The 23,293-nt window shown below is 46.1% G+C and carries 34 protein-coding genes and 1 pseudogene; 11 read left to right on the top strand and 24 right to left on the bottom strand.

All coding sequences use genetic code 11. The features are described 5' to 3' along the window. Nucleotides 1–430: 430 nt before the first annotated feature. The 24 genes and pseudogenes from LZD49_RS33685 to LZD49_RS33570 form a co-directional block, all read right to left on the bottom strand. Complete coding sequence (locus LZD49_RS33685) at nucleotides 431–1,087, bottom strand: hypothetical protein (protein WP_234672813.1); 657 nt, start codon at nucleotides 1,085–1,087, stop codon at nucleotides 431–433. A 692-nt stretch (nucleotides 1,088–1,779) separates the two neighbouring features. Next, nucleotides 1,780–2,721 (bottom strand): replication protein RepA, encoded by a 942-nt coding sequence (locus LZD49_RS33680; protein ID WP_234672811.1) that lies wholly within the window; start codon nucleotides 2,719–2,721, stop codon nucleotides 1,780–1,782. 48 nt (nucleotides 2,722–2,769) lie between these two features. Then, nucleotides 2,770–3,060, bottom strand: a complete 291-nt coding sequence (locus tag LZD49_RS33675; protein ID WP_234672809.1) for a hypothetical protein — start codon at nucleotides 3,058–3,060, stop codon at nucleotides 2,770–2,772. Next, the gene (locus tag LZD49_RS33670; protein WP_234672806.1) at nucleotides 3,035–3,703 is read right to left on the bottom strand and encodes an AAA family ATPase; all 669 of its coding nucleotides are present in this window, start codon (nucleotides 3,701–3,703) and stop codon (nucleotides 3,035–3,037) included. Before LZD49_RS33670 ends, LZD49_RS33675 begins: the two co-directional genes overlap by 26 nt. 107 nt (nucleotides 3,704–3,810) lie before the next feature. After that, nucleotides 3,811–3,894, bottom strand: a pseudogene (locus LZD49_RS33665). Nucleotides 3,895–4,203: 309 nt separating this feature from the next. After that, the gene (locus tag LZD49_RS33660; RefSeq protein ID WP_234672804.1) at nucleotides 4,204–5,124 is read right to left on the bottom strand and encodes a metallophosphoesterase; all 921 of its coding nucleotides are present in this window, start codon (nucleotides 5,122–5,124) and stop codon (nucleotides 4,204–4,206) included. A gap of 37 nt (nucleotides 5,125–5,161) precedes the next feature. Continuing rightward, nucleotides 5,162–5,422 (bottom strand): DUF3310 domain-containing protein, encoded by a 261-nt coding sequence (locus LZD49_RS33655; protein WP_234672802.1) that lies wholly within the window; start codon nucleotides 5,420–5,422, stop codon nucleotides 5,162–5,164. A gap of 113 nt (nucleotides 5,423–5,535) precedes the next feature. Further along, nucleotides 5,536–6,444 carry an ArdC family protein gene (locus LZD49_RS33650; RefSeq protein ID WP_234672801.1) on the bottom strand — a complete coding sequence of 303 codons (909 nt, stop codon included), beginning with the start codon at nucleotides 6,442–6,444 and terminating at the stop codon, nucleotides 5,536–5,538. A 1-nt stretch (nucleotide 6,445) separates the two neighbouring features. After that, nucleotides 6,446–7,063 (bottom strand): hypothetical protein, encoded by a 618-nt coding sequence (locus LZD49_RS33645; RefSeq protein WP_234672799.1) that lies wholly within the window; start codon nucleotides 7,061–7,063, stop codon nucleotides 6,446–6,448. Nucleotides 7,064–7,318: 255 nt separating this feature from the next. Then, on the bottom strand, nucleotides 7,319–7,666 hold the full coding sequence (locus LZD49_RS33640; RefSeq protein ID WP_234672797.1) for a hypothetical protein: 348 nt from the start codon (nucleotides 7,664–7,666) through the stop codon (nucleotides 7,319–7,321). Continuing rightward, a complete protein-coding gene (locus tag LZD49_RS33635) occupies nucleotides 7,659–7,976 on the bottom strand; it encodes a hypothetical protein (protein ID WP_234672796.1) in 318 nt (105 codons plus the stop codon). Before LZD49_RS33635 ends, LZD49_RS33640 begins: the two co-directional genes overlap by 8 nt. Continuing rightward, nucleotides 7,969–8,160, bottom strand: a complete 192-nt coding sequence (locus LZD49_RS33630; RefSeq protein ID WP_234672794.1) for a hypothetical protein — start codon at nucleotides 8,158–8,160, stop codon at nucleotides 7,969–7,971. Before LZD49_RS33630 ends, LZD49_RS33635 begins: the two co-directional genes overlap by 8 nt. Next, entirely contained in the window at nucleotides 8,157–8,474 is a 318-nt protein-coding gene (locus LZD49_RS33625) for a hypothetical protein (protein ID WP_234672793.1), read from the bottom strand. Before LZD49_RS33625 ends, LZD49_RS33630 begins: the two co-directional genes overlap by 4 nt. Further along, nucleotides 8,471–8,692: a hypothetical protein gene (locus tag LZD49_RS33620; protein ID WP_234672792.1), complete on the bottom strand. Its 222-nt coding sequence runs from the start codon at nucleotides 8,690–8,692 to the stop codon at nucleotides 8,471–8,473. The genes LZD49_RS33625 and LZD49_RS33620 overlap by 4 nt, the downstream gene beginning before the upstream one ends. Further along, on the bottom strand, nucleotides 8,692–9,039 hold the full coding sequence (locus LZD49_RS33615) for a hypothetical protein (protein ID WP_234672791.1): 348 nt from the start codon (nucleotides 9,037–9,039) through the stop codon (nucleotides 8,692–8,694). Before LZD49_RS33615 ends, LZD49_RS33620 begins: the two co-directional genes overlap by 1 nt. A 476-nt stretch (nucleotides 9,040–9,515) precedes the next feature. Next, the gene (locus tag LZD49_RS33610; RefSeq protein ID WP_234672790.1) at nucleotides 9,516–9,704 is read right to left on the bottom strand and encodes a hypothetical protein; all 189 of its coding nucleotides are present in this window, start codon (nucleotides 9,702–9,704) and stop codon (nucleotides 9,516–9,518) included. Continuing rightward, nucleotides 9,704–9,952 (bottom strand): hypothetical protein, encoded by a 249-nt coding sequence (locus LZD49_RS33605; protein WP_234672789.1) that lies wholly within the window; start codon nucleotides 9,950–9,952, stop codon nucleotides 9,704–9,706. The genes LZD49_RS33610 and LZD49_RS33605 overlap by 1 nt, the downstream gene beginning before the upstream one ends. 249 nt (nucleotides 9,953–10,201) lie before the next feature. After that, on the bottom strand, nucleotides 10,202–10,573 hold the full coding sequence (locus tag LZD49_RS33600) for a hypothetical protein (RefSeq protein ID WP_234672788.1): 372 nt from the start codon (nucleotides 10,571–10,573) through the stop codon (nucleotides 10,202–10,204). Continuing rightward, on the bottom strand, nucleotides 10,573–10,770 hold the full coding sequence (locus LZD49_RS33595; protein ID WP_234672787.1) for a hypothetical protein: 198 nt from the start codon (nucleotides 10,768–10,770) through the stop codon (nucleotides 10,573–10,575). The genes LZD49_RS33600 and LZD49_RS33595 overlap by 1 nt, the downstream gene beginning before the upstream one ends. Before the next feature lie 191 nt (nucleotides 10,771–10,961). Next, on the bottom strand, nucleotides 10,962–11,138 hold the full coding sequence (locus LZD49_RS33590; protein ID WP_234672786.1) for a hypothetical protein: 177 nt from the start codon (nucleotides 11,136–11,138) through the stop codon (nucleotides 10,962–10,964). An 11-nt stretch (nucleotides 11,139–11,149) separates the two neighbouring features. Then, a complete protein-coding gene (locus tag LZD49_RS33585; protein ID WP_234672784.1) occupies nucleotides 11,150–11,539 on the bottom strand; it encodes a single-stranded DNA-binding protein in 390 nt (129 codons plus the stop codon). 23 nt (nucleotides 11,540–11,562) lie between these two features. Then, nucleotides 11,563–12,312: a Rad52/Rad22 family DNA repair protein gene (locus LZD49_RS33580; protein WP_234672782.1), complete on the bottom strand. Its 750-nt coding sequence runs from the start codon at nucleotides 12,310–12,312 to the stop codon at nucleotides 11,563–11,565. Continuing rightward, complete coding sequence (locus LZD49_RS33575) at nucleotides 12,312–12,716, bottom strand: hypothetical protein (RefSeq protein WP_234672780.1); 405 nt, start codon at nucleotides 12,714–12,716, stop codon at nucleotides 12,312–12,314. Before LZD49_RS33575 ends, LZD49_RS33580 begins: the two co-directional genes overlap by 1 nt. Continuing rightward, complete coding sequence (locus LZD49_RS33570; protein WP_234672778.1) at nucleotides 12,716–13,594, bottom strand: hypothetical protein; 879 nt, start codon at nucleotides 13,592–13,594, stop codon at nucleotides 12,716–12,718. The genes LZD49_RS33575 and LZD49_RS33570 overlap by 1 nt, the downstream gene beginning before the upstream one ends. A gap of 817 nt (nucleotides 13,595–14,411) precedes the next feature. Here LZD49_RS33570 and LZD49_RS33565 point away from each other — a divergent pair. The 11 genes from LZD49_RS33565 to LZD49_RS33520 all read left to right on the top strand — a co-directional run bounded on the left by LZD49_RS33565 (nucleotide 14,412) and on the right by LZD49_RS33520 (nucleotide 23,288). Beyond that, entirely contained in the window at nucleotides 14,412–15,029 is a 618-nt protein-coding gene (locus LZD49_RS33565) for a hypothetical protein (RefSeq protein ID WP_234672776.1), read from the top strand. After that, nucleotides 15,022–15,945, top strand: coding sequence for a hypothetical protein (locus tag LZD49_RS33560; RefSeq protein ID WP_234672774.1), 924 nt, complete (start codon nucleotides 15,022–15,024; stop codon nucleotides 15,943–15,945). Before LZD49_RS33565 ends, LZD49_RS33560 begins: the two co-directional genes overlap by 8 nt. Beyond that, nucleotides 15,920–16,180: a hypothetical protein gene (locus LZD49_RS33555; protein WP_234672772.1), complete on the top strand. Its 261-nt coding sequence runs from the start codon at nucleotides 15,920–15,922 to the stop codon at nucleotides 16,178–16,180. Before LZD49_RS33560 ends, LZD49_RS33555 begins: the two co-directional genes overlap by 26 nt. Nucleotides 16,181–16,410: 230 nt before the next feature. Continuing rightward, the gene (locus tag LZD49_RS33550) at nucleotides 16,411–16,659 is read left to right on the top strand and encodes a DUF2312 domain-containing protein (RefSeq protein WP_234672771.1); all 249 of its coding nucleotides are present in this window, start codon (nucleotides 16,411–16,413) and stop codon (nucleotides 16,657–16,659) included. A 711-nt stretch (nucleotides 16,660–17,370) separates the two neighbouring features. Then, nucleotides 17,371–17,805: a hypothetical protein gene (locus LZD49_RS33545; RefSeq protein WP_234672770.1), complete on the top strand. Its 435-nt coding sequence runs from the start codon at nucleotides 17,371–17,373 to the stop codon at nucleotides 17,803–17,805. Beyond that, entirely contained in the window at nucleotides 17,802–18,227 is a 426-nt protein-coding gene (locus tag LZD49_RS33540; protein ID WP_234672769.1) for a hypothetical protein, read from the top strand. Before LZD49_RS33545 ends, LZD49_RS33540 begins: the two co-directional genes overlap by 4 nt. After that, nucleotides 18,227–18,424, top strand: coding sequence for a DUF551 domain-containing protein (locus tag LZD49_RS36220; RefSeq protein WP_409021373.1), 198 nt, complete (start codon nucleotides 18,227–18,229; stop codon nucleotides 18,422–18,424). The genes LZD49_RS33540 and LZD49_RS36220 overlap by 1 nt, the downstream gene beginning before the upstream one ends. Nucleotides 18,425–18,450: 26 nt before the next feature. Then, complete coding sequence (locus LZD49_RS33535) at nucleotides 18,451–18,789, top strand: DUF5681 domain-containing protein (RefSeq protein ID WP_234672768.1); 339 nt, start codon at nucleotides 18,451–18,453, stop codon at nucleotides 18,787–18,789. Between the two features lie 214 nt (nucleotides 18,790–19,003). Then, entirely contained in the window at nucleotides 19,004–20,302 is a 1,299-nt protein-coding gene (locus LZD49_RS33530) for a hypothetical protein (RefSeq protein ID WP_234672767.1), read from the top strand. Nucleotides 20,303–20,435: 133 nt separating this feature from the next. Beyond that, a complete protein-coding gene (locus LZD49_RS33525; protein ID WP_234672766.1) occupies nucleotides 20,436–22,454 on the top strand; it encodes a portal protein in 2,019 nt (672 codons plus the stop codon). Between the two features lie 6 nt (nucleotides 22,455–22,460). Next, nucleotides 22,461–23,288, top strand: a complete 828-nt coding sequence (locus LZD49_RS33520) for a hypothetical protein (protein WP_234672765.1) — start codon at nucleotides 22,461–22,463, stop codon at nucleotides 23,286–23,288. The last annotated feature ends 5 nt before the right edge of the window (nucleotides 23,289–23,293 follow it).

Below are 23,293 nucleotides of genomic sequence, written 5' to 3'. Positions count from 1 at the left end.
GAGGCTGTAAGCTAAAATTTGTACGTAGCGCATGTCTTGCTTACTGTAACCAAATATAACACCCTTAGAACAAAATAGCAACAAGATTTCAGTTGACAGGATTAGGTGGGTGTGGGAATATTGGGATAGGACAGGTACCATACGGTGCGGAGAACTCCAACGGTTACACCGAAATGCAAGAGTAGGTGACTAGCGGTTTAAACAATGTATCTGTCCTACCCTTTCTTTATGTACCGTGTGACCTCCTCAAGCTGTCTTGCACACGGTACTTATGGACAGGTCACTGTCTTAATAGCCTACGTCCCCAAGTTCGGTAGAGTTGGGACTCAATGCTCACCACCCTTTATGGGTAGCCTGATGATCGAAAGTGAAACGCTCTGCGTAGCTTAGATTTCCCCTAGGTGAGTTGGTTGGGAAAGCAAGCCGAACATTAACCTAACCTTGGCTTAAAGCCCGGCACTCCTTGCGGTGTAGCCACAACCTTACGATCCAGCCCCAGCTCATTCTCACGCTTCTCTGTCCAGTCCTTGAAGCCCTCATACAGATGGGCGCGATCTCCCCCACCCCATCCAAGGTCTGTGGCGAACTGTAACAGCCGCTGGTAAGCCTTTTGACCTGACAGGTCACTGTGTGGGTAATGGATCATCGTACCCACTGGCAGGCTTTCTATGACCTTCTCGGCCTTCTCGACCAGACCATCACCGTTAACGATTAGGTAGTTGTAAGTACCAATCGGCGGTTTGTCCAAACATAGAAAAGTGCAAAAATCAATCATGCTGTAAAACGTGTGCCAAGGGGCGTGGTCACGGCTTGCAAGGAACACGGATACGTCTTTATGGCCGACTGCAATCTTAGCCCAATCCCCTGCCCTACGGATCTCAAATCCGCCTGATACGTTCTCTATGCCGAAGCCCTTTTTAGGCTTTCCGCCTTTGTCACTGAAAGTTACATCGTGCAAATAAGGGGCAACGGCTTTCGGATCAATCCCCCGGCTGAGAAGGTACTGGCCAGCCTTTGACACTGACCGGCCACTATACACCTCGAATGAGTTTTTGTGTACGAGTGTGTAATATGGTTCTGATTGCACGGGTGGTAACTCCTGCCTGATTGTGGGGATAGTGTAACCGGACCCGACAGTCTTTTCAATGAATTTCAGAGCTTCGGATACGTCTGATAGATCACCAATCCGGATAGCCAGGTCAATGATGTTACCGCCAATCCCTTCGCCGTGGTCATAAAAGGCGCGTTTGTCTGCGGATAGCTTGAAAGAAGCTGTGCGTTCGTTACGCCAGGGCGACCTATACCACTTTGTTGATCCAGTTTCCTTGACGCATGCGTGTCCCAGGTTCTCTAAGAACTGGTCGAGTGGGATCTGCTTAGCGTCGGAAACCTTCATAATACCATCATATAGATAAAATCAATAACTAAAAGCATAGTTCACGGCAGTCCCCCCCTCCTTTCTCATCAGTTTTCCACATTTTCGTGAATTAATAATAGTTTTTTATTTAATTGTTTTATTATAAAGGTTTAAGCGACAAAATCACGGTGTCTTTCTCGAGTAAATCACGGTGCTTTGAGCGATAAAATCACGGTGTATAACCTACTTATCCACAGGCTTTTAAACAGACTTATCCACATAAAATATGATTTTTGCCGTGAAATACTCGTTGTTTTAGTTATAACTATCTGATTTATAGATAATTAAATTTGTTTTTGCGAGTTAAACACGGTAAAACCGTGAAACACTCGTCATTTTATATGCAATACTCTGAATTACAGCTATTTATTAAACAAAACTAATTGCTGCGGAATAGGTGTCGGGCTGTTATAAAGCATCAATCCCCTAGTACCTTTTTGTTCGATCTTAGCGTCTGTATACAAGGTTCTTACCAGATCCCAGGTGCGCTTGAAATTCGTCCTAAAATCAGTCATGCGCGTATACTCCCCGCCGAACTGATCTTTGAGCGTTTTCCATGCCAGAAATTGCGGCTTACCCTTTGGTATGCGGTGCAACCGGTGCGCTAGGAAGCAATACAGGTCAATGGCGGTGGCATTGTTGCTCAGAGCGGCAAGGTGCAGCTTTGGCAAGGGCACGGCGTGTTCCACAAGGTTCTTGAAATACTGCTCTGACAACTCGATTTGCTCTGGCCAGCGTTGTTGGCTCTCAGCTCCTTTGAATACCGTGAAACGGCTTACAATCGGCATGTTGGTATTGTCCTGCCATTCTGCCCCGTCGAACGACAATCTCATGATGGAGTTGGATAGACGGGCTATCTGGTCGCGTACACCCGATATTTGGCTCCCTCCGTCCGTCATTCCTATTTCCTTGACAAACTGTGTCAGGTTATGAGAACTCACGTCTATGACCCGATTTTGGGTCTGTACGGCGATTGCATTCAGGTTAGCCAGGATAATCCGTGCCTTGGTGCCATACGGCAGCCCCAGATACTCGTTCTTGTGGGTTGCTGGATTGAGGACAGGCAACGGGATCACTGTCATGGTAAATTTACCGCTATCCGTCTCCCATACCTCGCTAGGCGTTGCTGGCTCACGGCGTGGTAGGAATACCTGACACATAGCCGCTGCTTGAAAGAGCATTTCACGGTCGTCCGGCTCTTCCTGGTACGCTTCATAAATAAGTTTTGACCGCCGAACGGCCACTTTTGATGTACCGTCCGGCTTTGGTCTGGGTGCTTTTTCAGATGTTTTTTTTGATGCCATTTGAGCGCCTAATTTAACGTTAAACTTAGTGTCATTATTTGCATTAAATTAAACGCTATATTTCCTTCTCTCACGCTCGATCTTCTCCTGAATAGCTTCCACAACCCAATCATGCACCGATATCGTAATCTTACGGCTGCGGCTCACTGGTGGCCGCTTATCGCGTAGCTTCTTGATAGTGTCCATTTCTTCGGCTGTCATAATGAGCTTGATGCTCTTGGTGGCCGACGGATCAGCAGGCAGGTCAGTCTCAACCGTAGCCCTCCCACCCTTATTAATCACGGCTTCGATCTGCTTCTCGGATACCACCTTCTTAGGCGGTGACAGGGATATTGACATGGCTGATGCGTTTAAACAGTTCTGTAATTTCGTTAATGGCTTTGGGGTCTGACTTCTCCCCCATTTCAAATACAGTTAACCCTGCCGATCCAGCGTTAGGATATGCTTTACGGTTCTTGACTGGACAATCAACGAATGTCATTTGCTCGATGGATGCCAAAGCGTCAGCACTCTCCCTGTTATCGGCGCTTGTAATGTCTGCGCGGTTCAGGAACGTATAGGCTGTTATCGGGGTGGCTCTGGTAGCCTGTATCTCGTCTAGGATCGCGCTAAACTTGGCGAGTGTCCAGATATCATGGCTGCGGGGCTGGATCGGTATGATAGCCACGTCAGACACGAATAAAGCTGAGCGCTGACTTGTGGTGTCCCTTCCGCCCGTATCTATTACAATGTGGTCATACTTTGGCTTCAAAGTTTCAACCTGTTTTCTCAGGTTTGCCCCTACCAGTTGTACCAGCGTGTATCCCACGTTTCCGTCAAGGGTCTGCTCCCGCCAAGCGGTGAAATCGCTGGCCGTACCCTGCTCGTCGGCATCGACAAAAAGCACGTCAAAGCCTTGTTTAGATAGCCATACGGTAAAATGCTCGGCTATTGTGCTGCGGCCACTCCCACCTTTTTCCCCGGCTGTTGTAAATACTGCCATAAGACGTTTGTTTAAACATTGGATTTGACGCTAAAATAAGCGTTTTAATCTGATATATAAAATATGTTTAAAATTATGTTCTAATTAACGCTGAATTTAACGTTAAAACGGTAGAGTGGGAGTTGAACCCACAGCCAAGGTCAAAGTTTATATTGCGCAATCCCTGCTCTGTCCAATTGAGCTACCTACCGCTGTGTTAAATATAACGTTATTTTCAAAGCTAAATCAAGTGTTATTTTTGACGTTAAATTTACTGCTTTTTCTTGGGTGTTTTTTTCTTGCGCAGTTTCTGCCAAGCAGCCTCAGAGACAAGCACTTGGGCGCTTAATATCTCACCACGTATAACCAACATCTTGTCGTCATGGCAAGCCTCACAGAACATGTATTCGTCAATATTAGGCTTAACAGGTGTGGTTTTCCACTCAGCATGAACACAGGATAAACACACATGCAGCGTTTCCTCGAATGTGCGGTATTCGTCAGCAAAGACGACCCGTGATCTAGGCGTAGAGCTTTTTGAGCTTTTCGAGCGAGATGAAGGTGGTGTCTTGGATGCGACCATTTTGTACCTCAATTTCAATTACACCATGCCACCAGCCGGATGATCCGCCTTGCACGTATTTAGGAATATAACCAATCGGCATTGAACAGCCGCCGTTGATAGCTGTGGTTTGACGATCTGGACCGAACTTCTTAACCGATAGCTCTGCTTTCATATGGGTGTGGCCGTAAACACAGTCAGCCACTGAGTTGGAGGCCACGTTATTCACAGACAACTTACCACCAACAGGCTTTCCACTCATCATCATAGGGGCGTGGGTGAAGTCTACACCGCATAAGGTATGGTAAACGCCAAACTTGGTGTATGTCCATCCAGCCTTCTCATAAGCCCCGTCAAAGCGTTCCTGTAAGAGGTAGGCGAGATCCGGATTATTCTTTTCCATCGTCCAGATCCGTTCTTCATGGTTGCCAAGTGTGACATGAATATCACGGCGACCAGATAATTCGCTAATCATCAACATGGCATCTTCCATGCAGGCGATATCTGATTTTAGGGATGGCTTTTGTCTAGCATCAAGAGTGTGGGGTAGGATATGGGAGCAAAGGCTTTCAGCGTCTGCAAAGTCCCCGCCATTGATAATGTAATCGGGATTGATTTCTTTGATATGCTTGGCAATCCATCCCAAATGATCGGTTTCGAGTTTTGGCTGCACGTGAGTATCTGTAAAGTAAAATATCGTTTGAGGCTTATTTAAGCTGTCCGTTTCTTCGGATGCTATCTTATGCCGGATGGTGCTTTCGTTCAAATGAAGAAGGCGGCCAGTTGCCCTGATGCCGCCTGTCTTATTAACCAATTGAGTGATGTTTCTGACACCGTACTGACGGTAAATGCTCGTCCAATCGTGTTTATGCTCTCTCAAAGAAGGGCGCTCCTGTATTGGTTTTCGCTAGTATAACCTACTCGGAGATTTTTGTAAAACCTTTTTCTGAGACAATGGTTAAGGTGAGGCTAGGTTGATTGATCTCTTTAAGCTTTTGCAGATAGTGGATTGCCTTGTCAATATCAGCTATTCCACCCTTCTTACGCCAGCGCAACAAATAGGATAGGGCAGATCCTTCCCAAAAATCCAGATTATTCTTCTCAATAATCTCCCACGGTTCGATAGCCATATCCTTATAATGTGTGCCGCCAATCATGTGATTGTTTGCTTCGGTCATTGGTACTTTTCCTTGTTGAAAATATTTATAGCTTAACCCTTGCACCTAATTATCGTCTTCAACATAATTTTCATTATGTAACAGATTTTAAGATGACCTTGAATTATCCTATTCTAGTGTAAAGTATTTGCATGTGTGTTGACTGCACTATTCCGTGATTGCGTCTGGAAGTTTTGCAGGTATTCAAAAGCCTTGCTGGCCTCACTGGACGCCTGAAAGATCGCCTTTTTGTTATCAGTCAGCAACTGTAACCAGTTAGCTATGTACTGCGCATGATCCGGACGTGGCGCATCTGCAATACCCCAATCGGCAGAAAGAAAAGCTGAACCCATTTCAGCTACGATTTCTTCACCGGCGTATTTCTTATCGCCAAAACGTTTACCCATGTCCCGGCCAAGGCGCTTTTCCGGACCCGTCCAGTGTGTCAGCTCATGGGCAAGTGTGGCATAAATGCTTTCCGTGATCGTCTGTGTCGGTGTGCCTGTGAACAGGTTACGATCAGGCATAACGATTTTGTCTGATTTAAAGCCGTAGTAAGCCTTATCACCTCCGAACTCTATAACCGCGCCGGTATTGTCAATGAATTGGTCGATGTGCTGGATCTGTTCAAAGCTGACGGTAGGGCGGGGTAGGGGTTCTTCCTCTTTATATGATTGCAGTTGAGAGCGGTTGAAGACATTGTATGTTTTCAGGAAGGGGATCTTGTCGATTTCTTCCTTGCCTTCCTTCTGCTTTTCAATGAAGTCGTAATAAACGACGGTCGTACCTTTTGAGCCTTTCCGTATAACTTCTTTACGTTCTGACCATTGTTTGAATGTGCCGAATTCGTTGGTCGGGAATTCTCCCAGCCACAATAATGGAATGTTGATACCACGGTAACGCTTGCCGCTGGCCACGTTGACAGGAAGTTCAAAGGATACATTGCGATCACCTTCCTGCCAGGGCTTATGCCAGGGGGCGGCTCCTTGTTCGAGTTGAGCGACGATTTTAGCGGTAATCTGTGTGTGAAGATCTTGGGACAATTCATTTCTCCTGTTGTTTTGATTGTTCGTATTCGGTTAGGGCTTTGTCGGCATGGTGTAACCATTCATCATGCTCTGGCCACATCTCATATCCAAATTCTGGATCACCACCTCCATAAACAGTAGGACTTCGTATTTCCCATCCACCACCTTTGATAGATTTTACAACGTGCTCCAAAGCCGTAGCCAGCATCTCGGCGTTATCCTGACGCTCGACGTAAGGCCGGATTGGCGTGTGATAATAATATTGAGTTGTGCTGGTGGTCCCACCTATCTTACGTTCACAAATCCATAAATCATCAGTTGTTGCATTTTCTGCGACATGTGGAATATCCTGACGCTGCGGGGCTGACAGACAGGCGCGGATTGTTTTGAAATAGTGGTCATACCATCGTAAAAGCTTTTCCAACGATCTCTTGTACGCGCCTGTATCGGGAGTGCCGACTATCTGCGGCATATCTCTCAAGCATTGCGCCCGATCCGTGTCGGTGACTGGCATCGCCAGACGATTGGTGGAATAGAGGTGGTCGATTGCGGCGTTCCAGCCATTACAATTAGCGCAATTGCAATAGTCTTTCTTCAAATCCTGCAAAGCCTGCGCGTCTGTCGGGGTGGTCATTGATTGGCCTCATAGAACTTACGGATTATGTTGGCTAAGTTATTTAAACCAGCTTTTCGGCAAATATTTTCGACATGCAAAATCTCTCTGAAAAACTTGTCCTTCTCCATAGCCATTATCGTTATTTCAGTATCGAAAGTAATTTTCGGTTTTCTGTATATAAGCATCACAAATCCCCCGCCTGTTTCTGCGCACCCTGTATGATCCCTTTGGACGCTACCCACTTAATGATTGCTTCAATATGTTCATCGCTAATCAATTGCCACATAGCATCATGCTGACAAGAACGGTCAACGCTTCAATATCAACCTGTGCTCCGACGGTCGGGGTGGGTGGGTGTTGGGTGAGGGCTGCACGAATACGGTCATATCGTCCCCGTGTTGCATGGGTGACAGATTTATAGACACCCTCTTGCATCCATAACGCTTCCAGATCATCCAACGCTGCTTGCACATCCTGCTCTGGAGCTTTCTGCTGGGCGAGTTCGGGTGCGAACTGAGTGAAGCAATCATCACATGACCACCAACCAGACGTAACGCCTTTATTCACTCGTTTCTTATAGGTGACTTTGAGATGGGAACATTGTGCATCTTGATTATCCATTATTAGTCTCCTTTGCGGCGGCTTCCAGTAGGGTGCTAATCACCTGCTTTGTTTTCCAATGAAGGTCTGGCCCAATCAGATGGTCGCTGTTTTCCCACTCTGCTCTGGCGCGCAACACTTCCATCCGGCTCACAACAGGCGCTGTGACTTGGGCGCGGGTTTGCCACCTGTTTTTAGGTGCTGTACAATCACAGTTTTCGCATTGAACCATATCAACGGCTTTTGATCCGAACATGAAATAATGCACAAACTCATTTAGTTCGCTGTCAGGGCAAAAAGGGCAAGGCAGCAGGGTTTCGGCGTCAGTCATGGCTATCCTCCAAAGCAAATAATGCGCGTTCTTTCAAAATTTCAAGCTGAGCATTGATATTACCCTGAGCGAACTCGATGCCCTTGATATATGCGTTCAATTCATTTTTGGTCGTAAATTCAAGTCCGTTCGATAAAACGAATGGTTTATTGAGAATTACGAGTTGGACAATATTATCACTCATTTCGCGCTCCCGTGTTTTTCAATGAATTCGTCATACGCAGTTTCAAGATTTCTAAGCCCATCTTGTTGACCGTATAGGTTTCTGACAGCCTCGATCAGAGCATCAACATCATTGCGTGGGATCAGGTCGTGTTCAGGTGATCGGGTTAATTCATAAGGGTTATTACCGTCTTCCTCGAATATCGCGCCATCTTCCACGCAAACATAATGCGGATAGTATCTCGTTGGCTCACTGTCGAAAAACTCTCTGAACGTGTATGCCATCCCGAAACGGTGGCTCTCAGCATCGAACGGCTTCTTTGTGGGCGTGGTCATTTTCTGCCTCCAAAAGTTTTCTTAGCGTAATTCTGTTCACCCGCACGGCCATACGTTTCCAACACAGAGGCTATCAAGTGGCCATGAGCAGCAATAATGTTGCTGGCTTCAGCCACATCACCGTCTCCTATATTTTCGCGTATCTTCTTTGCGACTTGTTGCGCCATGAACCATTTCGGCGGAATATCTTTGTGAGGGTTTTTAAAATAAGGTTTCATCACACACCATCCCCGTCAGCGTTGTCGATTTCGGCCAGCATCTGGTCGCGCATGGCTTTGAAAATATCCCGGTTACAGCGATATGGTTCGCCATCGTCATCAGAATAGCCCTCTTCCAACATGCCGTGGCTCGGCTCCTGCATCAACCTGTCAGCGATACGCAGGGCTTTCTCTATCACCTGTATCGGATGGCCTTGATAGATCGTGCGACCACGAAACTCATGGTTCATCCATTCCAAAGCGTCTTTAAACTCGGTCATATCAAATTCACTTCCATTGATAATTGTCATCAGGGACAGGGTATTTGCCATCATCCCGCTTGCTTGAACGGGTATAGATATACGCATACTCGCCCTGTTTAGTCCGGCGTTGTGTAAGGTAGCCATAACCCGTCAAACACTCCTGATACATGGCAATACGGGTGATATCGCAACCATTGTAAAATGCTTCTCCAGGCTCAGACAGGTGATATACGATCTTCTCACCAACTGGCAGGGTGCGATAAATCCGGCGTCTGTCATAGGTACGCGGGCGGGGTTGTGTTACGTAGCTGGTCATTAGTTATTCTCCACTAAAACATATTTCAATTGCCCGAATGGTTCCTTGGACCAATGATAGGAATGTACGTACTCACTCCCATCCCAATCAATTAATCCGTTCTTATAAGACGATATCCAAACTTTACCGTCTGTGATGCCTGCCATTTCATCATTCTCAATCGAACCATTATCAAACACCAGAGTGCAATAATTATCTAATATTTCCGACGTGATTTCATCTGGTAAGTATTTTGTAAAAGTTGTAGTTTTGGTCACCGTTTCACTCATTTCACCACCTTAAAGCGGACTACGTTGGATTTGGGAACGAATAGACCCTTACCACCCCGGTTGTGTGTAAGTTCAAAGTCCTGACGCTCAACCACCTTGTGATAGTGGTGACAGAGCTTGCTTAACCATTCGGCTTCGGCTTTCAGGCGGTCGTATTTCTTACGGGAAACGAAAGGCCATCGCATTACGCACCTACCATTTCTGCATACATGCGACCATCTTTGTGACAAGGGTGCGGCTCCTCATTGTTATCCAGATTATCGCTATGCCATTGGGCGTAATAACCCAATTCTGTCAAAGCTGCCATTGCCTCTTTGTAATCGGTAGCTTCACCAATGCGGCGTAAGCATGTGGTCAGTTCTTCCAAGCATGTTGCTGAAACGTAATGGTTTAGATCAGCCTTAAAACCGTATTCTTCTTGTGGGATAGTCATTGTGTAACTCCTTTGCTGTTGCCTAAAATCATATTACACCAACCTTTACACCCTGTCAAGCACTATTTTTATGAAACTGAAATTATTTTATTTCCGTAACAACGATCCCTATTCCTGGTATCATCCCCACCTTCCAAACCTTCTTTTTCCGGTGAGCATACTGATAAGCTAGTTGTCTGGCGCTCTTGACGTTATCCGAATAGATAAGCACGGGTTTTAGTGGTTTAACCTTGCTGAATTGGTACTTGGTCATTCGTTATTCTCCTGCTCTGGCTTCAATCTTCTTTCATAATAATGTTCTAATTCCTGCCAAATTCCTTCATTACCCCTTGGTAAGATATATGGTATCCAATGCTCTTCAGCCCATAACGAACTACCATCGTGGTAACATAATCCACCATTATAATTACAATCTGTATGCTTTGCGCTTTCATCAAGATAACTCGGTTTTGACTTTTCATTATAATGGTTTTCTACACCGCCATAATGAGTTTCTCCCCACGATAATGATAATTCACTAGTATGAGCACTAACCCAAAAAGATAAGCTACCATATTCTCCAGTTACACACCATTCCTCACGATTGTTTGGAAACTTAAAGTACTTTCTAACTAGGGTCATTACTCTCTCCTTAAATCCATACCGTAAAACGATGGGTCAGGCAGTTTACAACCCAATTTATCTGCCGCCAGTTGCGTAGCATCAATCAACCGGCTGTATTCTTCCACGTCACAATCCTCTGACGATTTCACCATTTCGTATGTCTTGCCGTTCTTACCCGTCCACTTCTCTACGCCGAGCACCTTCTCTTTAATCATGTGCTTTACTTGGTCTAAGGTATAACCGGTATACGGAGCCAGAATAGAAAGGATGGTGTGCCAGTACCGACGTTGTGGTGGTGTCTTTCCCTTGACCTTGATAGTGACTTCAAACCGATCAAGAGGGAGCCGGGCAACCGCACCTAAGCAGTTAGCCCGAACCCTTTCATTTACGATGGTGAAGTGTTGGGTCAATCATCAGACTTTGGCTTGAATTTTTTGATACAGAATTCAGGTGTTTGCTTATATACTGATACACAATCCGTAACCTGTTCTTTACCAACATCCATGCCTACACTACATGACAATAACAAGGCCCCTCCAATGATGACGGCTAAAAATCCACCCCATAATGTTTCAAAATCCATATCATTTCTCCTTAAAACGGAATTTCAGAACTGTCATCATCAACAGCAGCCTTACGCTGGCTACCTAAATTCTCGATCTTGCCAAACGGCGGCACGACAATCTCTGTGATGTAGGCTTTCGAACCATCATCCTTAGCCCAATCACGGGTTTCAAGCTGACCATTCTCAATTCGGACCCGATCACCTTTTTTCAGTGAACAAGCAATATCGAGTAAATCACGGCCAGACGTTACGACATTGTGGAACTGGCTCTTTTCCTGCCAATTACCTTCCTTGTCTTTCCATGATCGCTTTGTGGCTACCGTGAACGACACGACTGTAAAACCAGACTGTGTGCTACGAACGTTAGCGTCCTTGGTTACGCCACCCTCGATGGTAATTTCGTTTACGTCTTTTGCCATTGGTTATACTCCTGTTCTGGCTGTTAATTAATATCTAATGCTGCACCGGTCAGATCATTTTCTAAATCTTGATGGTAGGCCAATTGCTCATAGTATTGGGTTAAGAGATCATCATACAATACTTTTGGCAGACCTTTGGTGCGGCGTTGTTCTTTGTTTTTCTGTGCCCAATCCCCAATCGCAATAGTGCTATCACAAGCATGCAATTCACCGAGCAACTGATCATAAACCTTCTTTCCATCATATCCAAGGTCTTTCATATCCTGCTGAATATCAGGGTCATCAACCATGCGTCCGGGAATGCCCTTCGGATCTGGTGGTTTCACACCATTGAGAATGGCTTCAAGCTTTGCGAACTCGTGTTTGGCAATACGCTTGTTGTCCAGTTGTACCCACGGCGCATCCAGATCATACAAATAGCGACCAATACCCCACTTGACAGCAGCGCGTTTGAAAGCATCGGAGATACGGCCTTTCTCAGCTTCAACAGCAGTGTCACCGGCACCATCTGATTTAGTAATCCAAGTAGGAGCTGTACCGCCTGTACCAGGTATATATAGCGATAACCTGCATATAGCAGTCTCTCCAAAATAGTGGTACTCATCCTGCCAGTTTTCCGGGCCGACAACTTCGTCAAGACGCTTCATAACATCACGGGCATCAATATACGCTAAAGCCTGTCCTTTGGTTTTATCTTGGGTGGTTGAACCCACCCGCCACGATACCAATTTGGGATCAAACGGATCTTTTAACTGTTTAAAAATATCTGACATTATTTACTCTCCAATTTGTCAATGAATTCTTGTGGTAGTGAACAGTTCATTATATCAAGAAATCCCCTGAACATTAGAGCAACTTCATCAATAGACAATCCTGCCAAGCCACAACCAACTTTGGTGATAAGGAAGTGGTGGTCTGGATTATCCTGGATACACTGACGTAATGAAACTACACTACTATAAATATCAGGTATATCTCGGGTTATAATGTTGAAATCCTTTGTTGGTAGGGCATAGGTTTGACCGAATAAACCTTCGCCCTTTCCGGGGATAGCTCCCCATTGCAAGGCTGTTTTAGCCGCACCAGCACCATGATGACCAGCTAGATTTGAGCCGAAAACAAAGACCTCATTATCATAAAGATGAGTAATATTTTCAGGTGTAATACCGCACTCCATCACACCACCTCAATTCCGCTGATGTCAAAGAATACCTTTTTATTGAAGTTTGGTAATTTCTTGATAGCATCCTTATCAGACTGGCTAGCGTTATTGTAAGCTCTTTGGAAGGCTTCTTTATAGGTGAAATGCTTCAAATAGCCACCGGTGGTAAAGAATGTAGGATTTTCCTTCTTCTCCTGATCGGTCATTTCACCCTCATAAACCCATTGTGTCAGCGAGAAATAAAGGAATGACGGTACATAAGCCTGTTCCCAACGATCGCGCTTACAAGTTTTATTAAATACCAAAACAGTATCAGGGGTCACGGTATTGAAATGGCCTGTGTTCCAGTGGCCTGTGTTCCAGTGGCCTGTGTTCCGGTCGCCTGTGTTCCAGTGGCCTGTGTTCCAGTGGCCTGTGTTCCAGTGGCCTGTGTTCCGGTCGCCTGTGTTCTGGTCGCCTGTGTTCCAGTGGCCTGTGTTCCGGTGGCCTGTGTTCCAGTGGCCTGTGTTCCAGTGGCCTGTGTTCCGGTGGCCTGTGTTCCAGTGGCCTGTGTTCCCTTTCCCGGAATTTGCCTTACCAATGTTGACCATTGTCAAGGCTTCATTCCAAGAAATCTCACGCACAATTTTAATTTTCTCACCACATACCTTGTCACTTTTATCATTATCGTTGCCGTGGTCGATTTTACCAGACAAGACCACTTCAGCAATCTTATTATCAGGGTCAAAGCTGTAATAATTAAAGCAATCAATTAGCTGTGAGCAAGCGTGGAAACCACCCTGGCACAACTTAACTTCACCGGTATGCTTGTACGATTTACCGACTTCAAACTGGAAATCACGGCACTGCCATTTGTTATTAAAAACCTTATACGCGACAACTGATTTTGACACTTCATAACTCCTGTGTGTTAGATTGATTTTAAAAAGGAAAGGACTTGCTGGCTCAGTTTGATATGAGCTTGTAGAGCCAAATACTTGCGTATCTGGACTGGAATTGGATTATTATCATTAGATGGTTTCATGACTAGCTCCTTCGCTGTTGCCTAAAATCAGATTACCAAACCATATACAGCATGTCAAGCTTTATTTTGACCAAAATCAAAAATAATTTCTCTTGTAATGGAATATTTCTCTTGACAACCTATCAAGTCTTTGTTATTCTACAAATACAGGCTTTGGTCGTTTTGCCTGTAAGCTCCGCCTGTTCTCCTATGTTCCCAGGCTTTGTTGCCTAAACGGCCACCTTTCTTTAAAGGCTGTATCGGTGAGTAAGAAATCGGGATGTGCACCAAGATAATTCCCGTTGCATTCAGTCTCATGGTACAGTCTTTATGGACAGGGAACCGCGACCGAAGTAAGCGCTTTAAGGTCAGAGGGTATTAAACCAAACGCACCTGTCCACCCTATGAAACGTAAATCTTCCCACACGCCGAGCCTCTTTAACACCAGCCCGAAGCCCAAAGGTGGCTTAGATAGCCACGAATGCACTATCTGCGGGAGACGTTCGTCTGGATGGGGTTACCATGTTAAGCCTGAGCCTCCTAAATGGTATTGCTACGACCATAAGGATCAGGGTGAAAAATACCTGTTGACAAGAAAACTAATCTGATAGATACTTTTCATGCGGTAGGGCTTGATCACCCGAACCCGCTTACCTCATGGGCGGGGCCGCTTCCTCCCAATACATGAGGAGAACATGAGGATAATAATGAAAACTGCACCGACACTCACTATTAATTGCGAAGAACGAGAAATAGAGCAAGCCCTTATATGGGATTGTAGGCATTTCCTGGGATTAAAATTCCTTAAAAATCAAGTTAGAACCCCTATTGGCATCATAGATGTGGTAGCCGCTCACCCTTATAAAAAGGGAGTGTATTACGTCATCGAATTAAAAAGAGATTTATTGGATGAATCTGCTTTTGTGCAATGTATGCGTTACACCAATTACCTTAACACAAACCATAATAAAGATGGCAAACGTCTATTTATTCCGTTTTTGATAGGCAAAAATATCAGCCCCAAATTATTTGGAGCCGTCAAGCATTATGATATTGACGATCAGCATGACTACGATATTGCTGGTTATTGTCTTTACACCTTATTTGCCTTTGATTTGCGTAAGGGGTTGGATTTTAGTTATTTTAATAATGATCAATTCGAGTATTATTGTGAACATCTTCATACAGATAATTCAACCTACTTTCACCGCAGGATATCGCATTACGAAGAGCGTCTAATAGACAACCATTATGAAACTGTTTCCCTTCAAGATCGTATTAAAATCCTTGAAGATAGACTATGTATAGGTGATTACAATGCATAGATATACTGTTAAAGAATGGTCATCTTACCAATCATACAAAGATCGTCGCCCTCCCTGGATTAGATTTCATAAAACATTATTGGATAATTATGATTATCAGAGAATGAGTGCCAACGCTCGCGCTCTATTGCCTATGCTATGGCTATTGGCAAGTGAGCATGAAGACCCTACCTCTGGTATTATTAATTTAACTAATGATGAAATTGCATTTCGACTTCGATTGAAGGAAGCTGACGTGAAATCCGGCATTGACGAGATAGAAAAAGCAGGTTTTATCAGTAAGTTACAAAATCCAGACAAGTCCGTAACGAAACCGTTACAGAACCGTAACGAAACCGTAACCCCAGAGACAGAGACAGAGACAGAGACAGAGACAGAGACAGAAAAGATTAATGATCAAAAACCTTATTCTCAAAAGTTTTCTGAATTCTGGTCTGTGTACCCTAACAAGGTCGCTAAAAAAGAAGCGTCCAAAATCTATCAACGTATATTGAAAAACAATGAGGCAACACATGAGTACCTTCTTGACCGCGCTGGCCAATTTGCAGCAGCCCATAGCCGAGCAGCCACCCCAAGCCAGTATATCCCACACCCTACAACGTGGCTTAACCAAGGCCGGTGGGAAGATGACCTCGGAGGAATTAAACCACGCTCAAACGCCACACAGTCAGCCCCTAACGCAAGAGGCAGCCAGTTCAGTGCTGTCCTCGCTGCGGCAGCTGAGCTTATGCAGGAAGGTGACATGGACATACAGGGACGATCACCCGGATTACCCGAATGGGGTTACGGTGCAGGGCTTGACGTACGACCTTCCGGAGGGAATGAGCGAACAGGGATACCGGCAATTACTCATCGAGACGATCCGGCCAGCGGACAAACGATTGATCACGATGCTACTGACCCAGCTGATGGTTGAAAAGCCGTTCTTCGATGCTGACCAGAGCCAGGTTAAATACCGGCTGACACAGCTCACTAATGATTTGAAGGATTACCCATATCTGGCCATCTGGCACGGGATCGATGATATCCGGACCGAAAGTGAAAAGCGCGGCTTTCCGGAGACTGCTGAGATCTTGCATGCTGTCGAAGATTGGGCTAAGACTATAACAGATGCTTTCGTATTTATTGCAACCCTGGGAGATAACCAATGACCAAGCAGCACACCATTGATCGATTGGAACGAGAAGTTAAGGCTTTAAAAAACTTCAACGACGATTTACTAATACGACATGATCTGGCTATTGATGCGCTCGCAGATTTATCAGCGGGATATGGCCAAAAGAGTTCCACAGAACCTAATCGTGCCTGGCATCACTGTATGCAAGACCTAGCAAAAAATAGACTTTCTTCAATCGCTAAAAAACAACTACGGAGAGTATAAATGACCGAAGAACAATCCGAAGCCGGTAAATCCCGCCTGGCTATGTTCATCACCCGAATTGAAAGCCTATCAGAGCAAAAGAAAGCTATCGGGCAGGATATTTCGGACGTGTACAGTGAAGCCAAGAGCGAGGGCTACGATGTTAAGGCCATGCGTGAGGTTGTGAAGCTGAGAGCCATGCCAAGTGATAAGCGTACTGATTTTGTCAATGCCACTGACAGCTATGCCGTAGCGTTGGGGGTGGTGTGATGGGTGAATGGGTAAAATATGAACACCATCTGCGGCCAAAAGATTATATGCGTCCATTTCTAGTACGTGATAAATATATGGGTGTTAGGCTTGTTAAATTCATATGTGGGTCTGGCAATGTTGATTTACATACACGTGAAATAGTGAATGATGCCGAATTAATACTTCTAATACCGGAAATCAAATGAACCAGCTCGTCCCATCTATCTACGAGATACAACTCGACGTCCCCATTTGGCCGGTCGTGCCTGTCTACGATAACGAGGCTCGTTCCAATGCTTCGGTACAGCCGGTCTGTCGAGATAATCGTATTCAAGATATGCTATCATGGGTCACTCCTGTTGTTGACTTACCTGAACGTATAGGGCATAGTGTAAATATCAAATCGGTTCCTATCACCGAAAGCGTAAATAATTGCTAAATGACGAAGAACTCAAAGCTGCCTTCATTGCCAAGAATGGCGTAACCAAATGCCCTACTGTCTGGAACTTCGGGGCGACACAGTACCAGGAGCTAGTTGATGATAGCCCGTTACCAATAGACTACATGGGCGTTCATGATCTGGTTGTTGGCCGGAAACAATACAGGAAAAGGAAGAAGTGATGTTTGAAAAGGCATTAGAGCTGTTCTTTATGGGCTTTCTATCTACCACAGGTTTCTTATTAGGTTGCGGTGGCTCCATGATCCTTTTAATGTGGGTGACAAATAAACTTGATCTTTAAGCGCAAACCATCTCCCGTCAAGTTCGCCTGGCACCGATATCCCCCCTCTCTCAACAGCATTAACTGGTCGGAGGCCGATATTCAGTCCTGGATAGTCAAGAACCTCAGGGACTGGCAGGAAGAAGAACCTGGTGTGTTTGAGTTCGAGGCCGGTATGGAGGGTATCAAGCTCACGCCCCGCGCAGCCATGAAGGCAAAATCCCTGGGTATGGGTAATGGCTTCACGGATCTGAAATTTTATCTCTCAGGTGGCCGCATGTGCCTGATCGAGCTGAAACGTAAGAAGGGTGTCCTGACCGGCAGCCAGAAAGAGCGTCACCCAAAGCTGGCCATGTTGGGGTTCACTGTGCATGTGGTGAAGGCTACCACGCCGAGTGATGGGTTAAGCCAGGTGTTAACTATTTTGAGGGGGTATGGGGTATGAGTGAGTTATATATCTGTGAACGCAAGGTTGGCGGTAATGATGGCCTGACCAAATATTACTATTATGTCCCAGTATTAATCGACATCAATAAGGCACTCAGTGAACTTGAACACCCGAATGACGGAACACCAAACGGTATATATTCCCGTCGACAAGGAATGATAGACATGTATAATTACCTGACAGGTTCTAAAGACGTGTTAAAAAATCCGGATAATGTTAACACGACAGACCATTCTTTAGAGGATGCCATTGCTCGTGATATGTATATCAAGACAGACGATGCCCGGTTGAAGGCTTTCGAGTTTCTTAATAGGAACTGCCAAACAGTATCTGGTCAGAGTGATATTTTCATTATTCCATATACCATACCCAAAGAGATTATTGAAACCATCCGCCAAGCCCTGAAAGGCGGTGCGTGATGTGGCAACCGATTGAGACCGCTCCTAAGGATGGCACTGAGGTTCTTGGATGGGATGGTGTTAACCGTTTTACATGCCGGTATAAAAAATGGGGAAATTGGGATTTGCTAGTCTGCGGATCTTATGCTGGCGATGGTGACTGTTTCCCAACCCACTGGATGCCCTTGCCAAGCCCACCAAAAGATGATAGTATTTAATACAAATTACAGGCATAAATCACCCAATGGCCAATCCTAATCCACCTACCGATCATTTGAAAGAAACCCAGTGGAAAGAGGGGCAGTCTGGCAACCCTGCTGGCAAGCCACCTGGTAAGCACAGATCCACAATCTTACGTGAATTGATGGACTTAGTTATATCTGGTGAAGATATGCACGGACTGATAAAAGAAATGCCGGTTGAAGCCGCCCTGATGCATTCGCTGATCCGGGAAGGATTGGAAGGTGATATCCAGGCTATCAAGGAAATTCAGGATAGCTTGTATGGCAAGAACACTGATAAGCAGGAAATTAAACAGGATACCAAGATCGAGTTTAGCTGGAAGGGGAAGAGTGATGTTTGAATTCATCAGTAACGAAAAGTATCACCTGAAAGACCGTGGATATGCCTATGTGGTCAAAAATCCCGTAGAATACAACCGGGGTGAGTGCCCTTTTGTTGGACAAGAGGTTAAGATAAACGGTGAAGTTCATACTGTCTCAGATGTTGAGAGCTATGCCATCTGTACTGTCAGAGCAGGATCTAATATCGGATTACTCGTCAAAGAGGGGAATTGATTGCTTGTCGAGATTGATTACACGCCACGCGATGCGTTTCTTCCTTACCATGAGAGCGATAAGCGGTTTGGCGTCACAGTAGCCCACCGCCGCGCTGGCAAGACTGTTGCCCGTATCAATCGCCTGATTAAGGCTGCTATCACCTGTAATCTGCCTACACCTCGATTTGGCTATCTGGCTCCCTACTGGGTCCAAGCAAAGGATATTGCCTGGCTATACCTCAAACAGTATTCAGCCTCTATTATCGACGCTGTGGGGGGTAAGATCAACGAGAGTGAGCTGTCCGTCACATTTGGCCACAATGGGGCTATTATCAAGCTGTACGGGGCTGAGAATGCTGAACGTATGCGTGGTCTGTACTTCGATGGTATCGTGATCGATGAAGGCCAGGGGATGCGTAAGAGCGTCCTGACAACCATTATCCTGCCTGCTCTGGCTGATCGTCAGGGATGGCTCGATGTATCCGGTACACCGAAAGGGTGGGGGAATCTGCTGGGTGAATTGGTTAAGACAGCACAAACAGACGTTGACGAGTGGTTTCTCCAAATCCTCAAAGCCTCTGATACCAACATTATCCCATCTGAGGAACTACGACGTCTTAAAGCTCTCATGAGCGAGAATGAATACGCTCAGGAATTTGAATGCGACTTTGATGCAGCTATTACGGGTGCGGTCTACGCCAAACAGCTAGGGCAGGCCAGAGCGCAAGGACGCATTACCTGTGTGCCATATGATCCAGGGTGTGAAGTGTTCACTGCATGGGATCTCGGCTTTGGTGACAGTACGGCCATTTGGTGGATGCAATGGGTAGGCCGTGAGCTGCGTTGGATTGATTATTACGAGAACTCAGGCCACCAGCTTGACCACTATGCCGGTGTCATTAAGGCTAGAACGTATAACTATGCCCGTAACGGCCATTTCCTGCCCCACGATGGGGGTCATGGTAATATTCGGGGTGATAGCGTATCAAACCAACTCTTTGCCCTTGGTGTCGATAATCAGGTGCTTACGCGCGAGACTGATATCAACCCAGGGATTGAGCAGCTGCGCCAGACCATAGCGTATTCCGTATTTGATAGCGAGAAATGCCGGGATGGCCTGGATGCCCTCGAACAGTACGCCTATGAGTGGGATGATGATAAAGGGATATTCAAAGCCAAGCCACAACATAACTGGACCAGCCATGCGGCTGATGCTGCCCGGTATGCGGCCATAGCTGCGGCTCAGGTAAAGGCAGGAAACACAATCTACGCCCCATCATTCCAGGTTGGCGGTAACGGCTCATTCATGAGTGCTTGACGAGATAGGGGATAAGTGTTAGAATTTATGAGAATTTCTATTAGGCAATCAGAACGATTAGCCACATCAAGGAAATGCGAGGTGCAAAAGCAATGACGCTTTATGCTCTAACCTCTTGTTTTCCTGAGTAAACGTGACAGACGACTTAGAATTCATCACCAAAGTCCGTAATGATGTTAAGGCAGACCAGGATTACTGGTCACGTATTTACGACCGCGCAAAAGAAGATTTAGACTTTCTCTCTGACGATCCATACGCCCAATGGGATCGTAAAGACTATGAGAACCGCATTGGTTCAAATCGCCCAGCTCTGACTATTGACCAGCTCGGCCAGTTCATTCACCAGGTTGCTAACGATATCCGTATGAACACACCGTCTATTCGGGTTATTCCGGGTGATGATGGGGATGTTGAAACGGCTGAGATCATCCAAGGCTTGATCCGGAACATTGAATACGCCTCGAATGCTGATGATGCCTATGACACCGCTTCCCTGAATGCCATTAAGTCCTCGATTGGCTTTATCCGTGTGGATCATGGCTATGTCGATGAAAAGAGCTTTGACCAGGAACTGCGTATCAAGCGTGTGGTCAACCCACTGTCCTGCTGGATTGACAGTAATTCGATTGAGTGTGATGGCCGTGATGCCATGCGTGGCTCTATCGTTGAACAAATTAGCGTCCGTGAGTTCAAATCCAAGTATCCGGGCAAGGAACCTGTAAGCTTTGATGAGCCTAAGAACGGTAAGAATATCAAGGATGACGACCTTGTAACGATCTGCGAGTATTTCGTTATCGAGGAAAATGAGCGCACGATTGCCTATGATGAACAGGGCAATGTGTTTGATTTCGTTGAAGGTATGCCGTATGCCATGACCCGCGTGGTAAAGGATCGTACTGTTCACCGTTACAAGCTCTCCGGTGCTGACGTTCTTGATAAGACTGTATTCCCCGGCAAGTACATTCCTCTGATCCCTGTTTACGGCGAAGAAGCCTGGAATAACGGTGAGCGTAACCTTTTCTCTCTCATCCGCAAATCCAAATCCGCCCAGCGTATGTTTAATCTATGGAAGTCGATTGAAACCGAAGTCCTGATGAAACAGCCTATCGCACCGTTCGCCGCTGCTGAAGGTCAGGTTGATGATTACCGTGATGATTGGTTGAACCCATCCAAAGCCGCTGTTCTGCGCTACAAGTCAACAGATGCTCGTGGCAACCCAATTGCTCCACCACAACGCCTTATGCCGCCATCTATCCCGGCTGGTGTTATCAATGCTGCCCGTGAGAGCGTGGACGATATCAAGGCTACTATGGGTATCTATAACGCCTCTCTTGGTATGCGCTCAAATGAGCAATCCGGTAAGGCTATCCAAGCCCGTCAGCAAGAGGGTGATGTAGCGACATATCACTTTGCTGATAACCTTGTGCGCTCAATTACCCATGTTGGCCGTGTGATTGTTGCTGCCATCCCTGAGATCTATGATGCCTCCCGCCTGATCCGGATTATTGGTGAAGAAGATGAGCCGAAGATCGTTGGTGTTAACGGTCAGGTCGCCCAGGATCAGAAACGCCTCTATGACATTACGCAAGGCACGTATGATGTGAAGGTCGTAACGGGTGCTGCGTATACAACCAAGCGTCAGGAAGCAGCCGAGTTCTTTACAAACATCGTTACCCGTCAGCCTGAGCTTATGGCTGTCATGGGTGATCTGCTATTCAAGAACATGGACTTTGCCGGTGCCCCTGCTATGGCCAATCGCATGAAGAAGGTCGTTGATCCGAAGTTCCTTGACCCGCAAGACCGTGAAGAAGTTCAGCAGGATGTGGTCGATCCGGAGAAAGAGCAGATGAAACAGCTCATTCAGGCCGGTCAGCAAGAGCTTGCATCACTCCAACAGCAATTAGCCGATAAAACCACTGAAATGCAGCTTAAAGCCCAGACAGAGGCGCAAAAGCAGCAGTTTGAGCGTGAAAAGATGATGCTTGAATATCAGGTAAAAACCAAAGAGCTTCAAATCAAGGAAGCTGAGTTGCACCTGAAAGCCAGAGACATTGACGTGCGTGAGAAGGAAGCCCAGCAACGGGTCGAACTCGACACAGCACAGTTCCAGCATTCGTTAGCCAATCCAGGCAACGATAATACCAAGGACTAAAAACCTATGACAAACGATCACATTGATAGCATTGTTGATGAAACCTTAGCCGCCGAGCAAGTTGCTGACACCGAGGTTACAGAAACGGAAGCCGTAAATGATGAAGCTGCTGATGAAGGCGAAGCTAAACAGCCGGAAGGTGATAAAAAGCCATCTGGTGACGACTTCCCTAAAAAGGCAGTAAATGCGCTGTCCCGGCGCGACCGACAAATCGGGAAGCTCAAAGCTATCAATGAGAATTATGCTACTGAACTCGCATCCTTGCGTGAAGCAGTGGCTAAGCTCCAAGGTACAGCCGATGCTCCAAAAGCCCCTAAACAGGAAGATTTTGAGAATTATGGCGACTACCTGGAACAAAAGGTTCTCTTTGAGTTAGAGCAAAAACAAGCCCAACAAGCGCAATCCAAACAGCAGGAAAACCAGCAGAGCGCACAACAGACACAGTATGCTCAATGGGAAGGCCAACGGACGCAAGCGATCGCTGAACAAACAGCCAAGCTTAAATCCGAGATCCCGGACCTCGAAGCAATTGTACTTGAACACGCTGATATCGCTGATGACTTCCCGCCTGTAATCCAACGCCTGTTTTTGGAAGCAACCAACGCACCGCTGGCATTTTACAATCTTGCCAAAGAGGGGAAACTTGAAGCCTTGGCTCATATGTCCCCACACATGGCCGCTGCTGAAATTACCCGCGCTCAGTCGATTTCTCCAACAATCAAGAAAATCACTCAGGCTCCTGCTCCAATGGCATCTGCCAAAGGAGCGGCTCCTGGTTCCAAAAACCTAGCCCAAATGTCCGCAACCGATCTGGTCAAATGGGTAAACTCGTAAGGAGT

This window comes from Dyadobacter sp. CY261, assembly GCF_021440085.1.
Taxonomy (GTDB): Bacteria; Bacteroidota; Bacteroidia; order Cytophagales; family Spirosomataceae; genus Dyadobacter.
The sequence above is the reverse complement of the archived record's forward strand: the minus strand, read 5'-3'. Positions and strand labels throughout refer to the sequence as shown.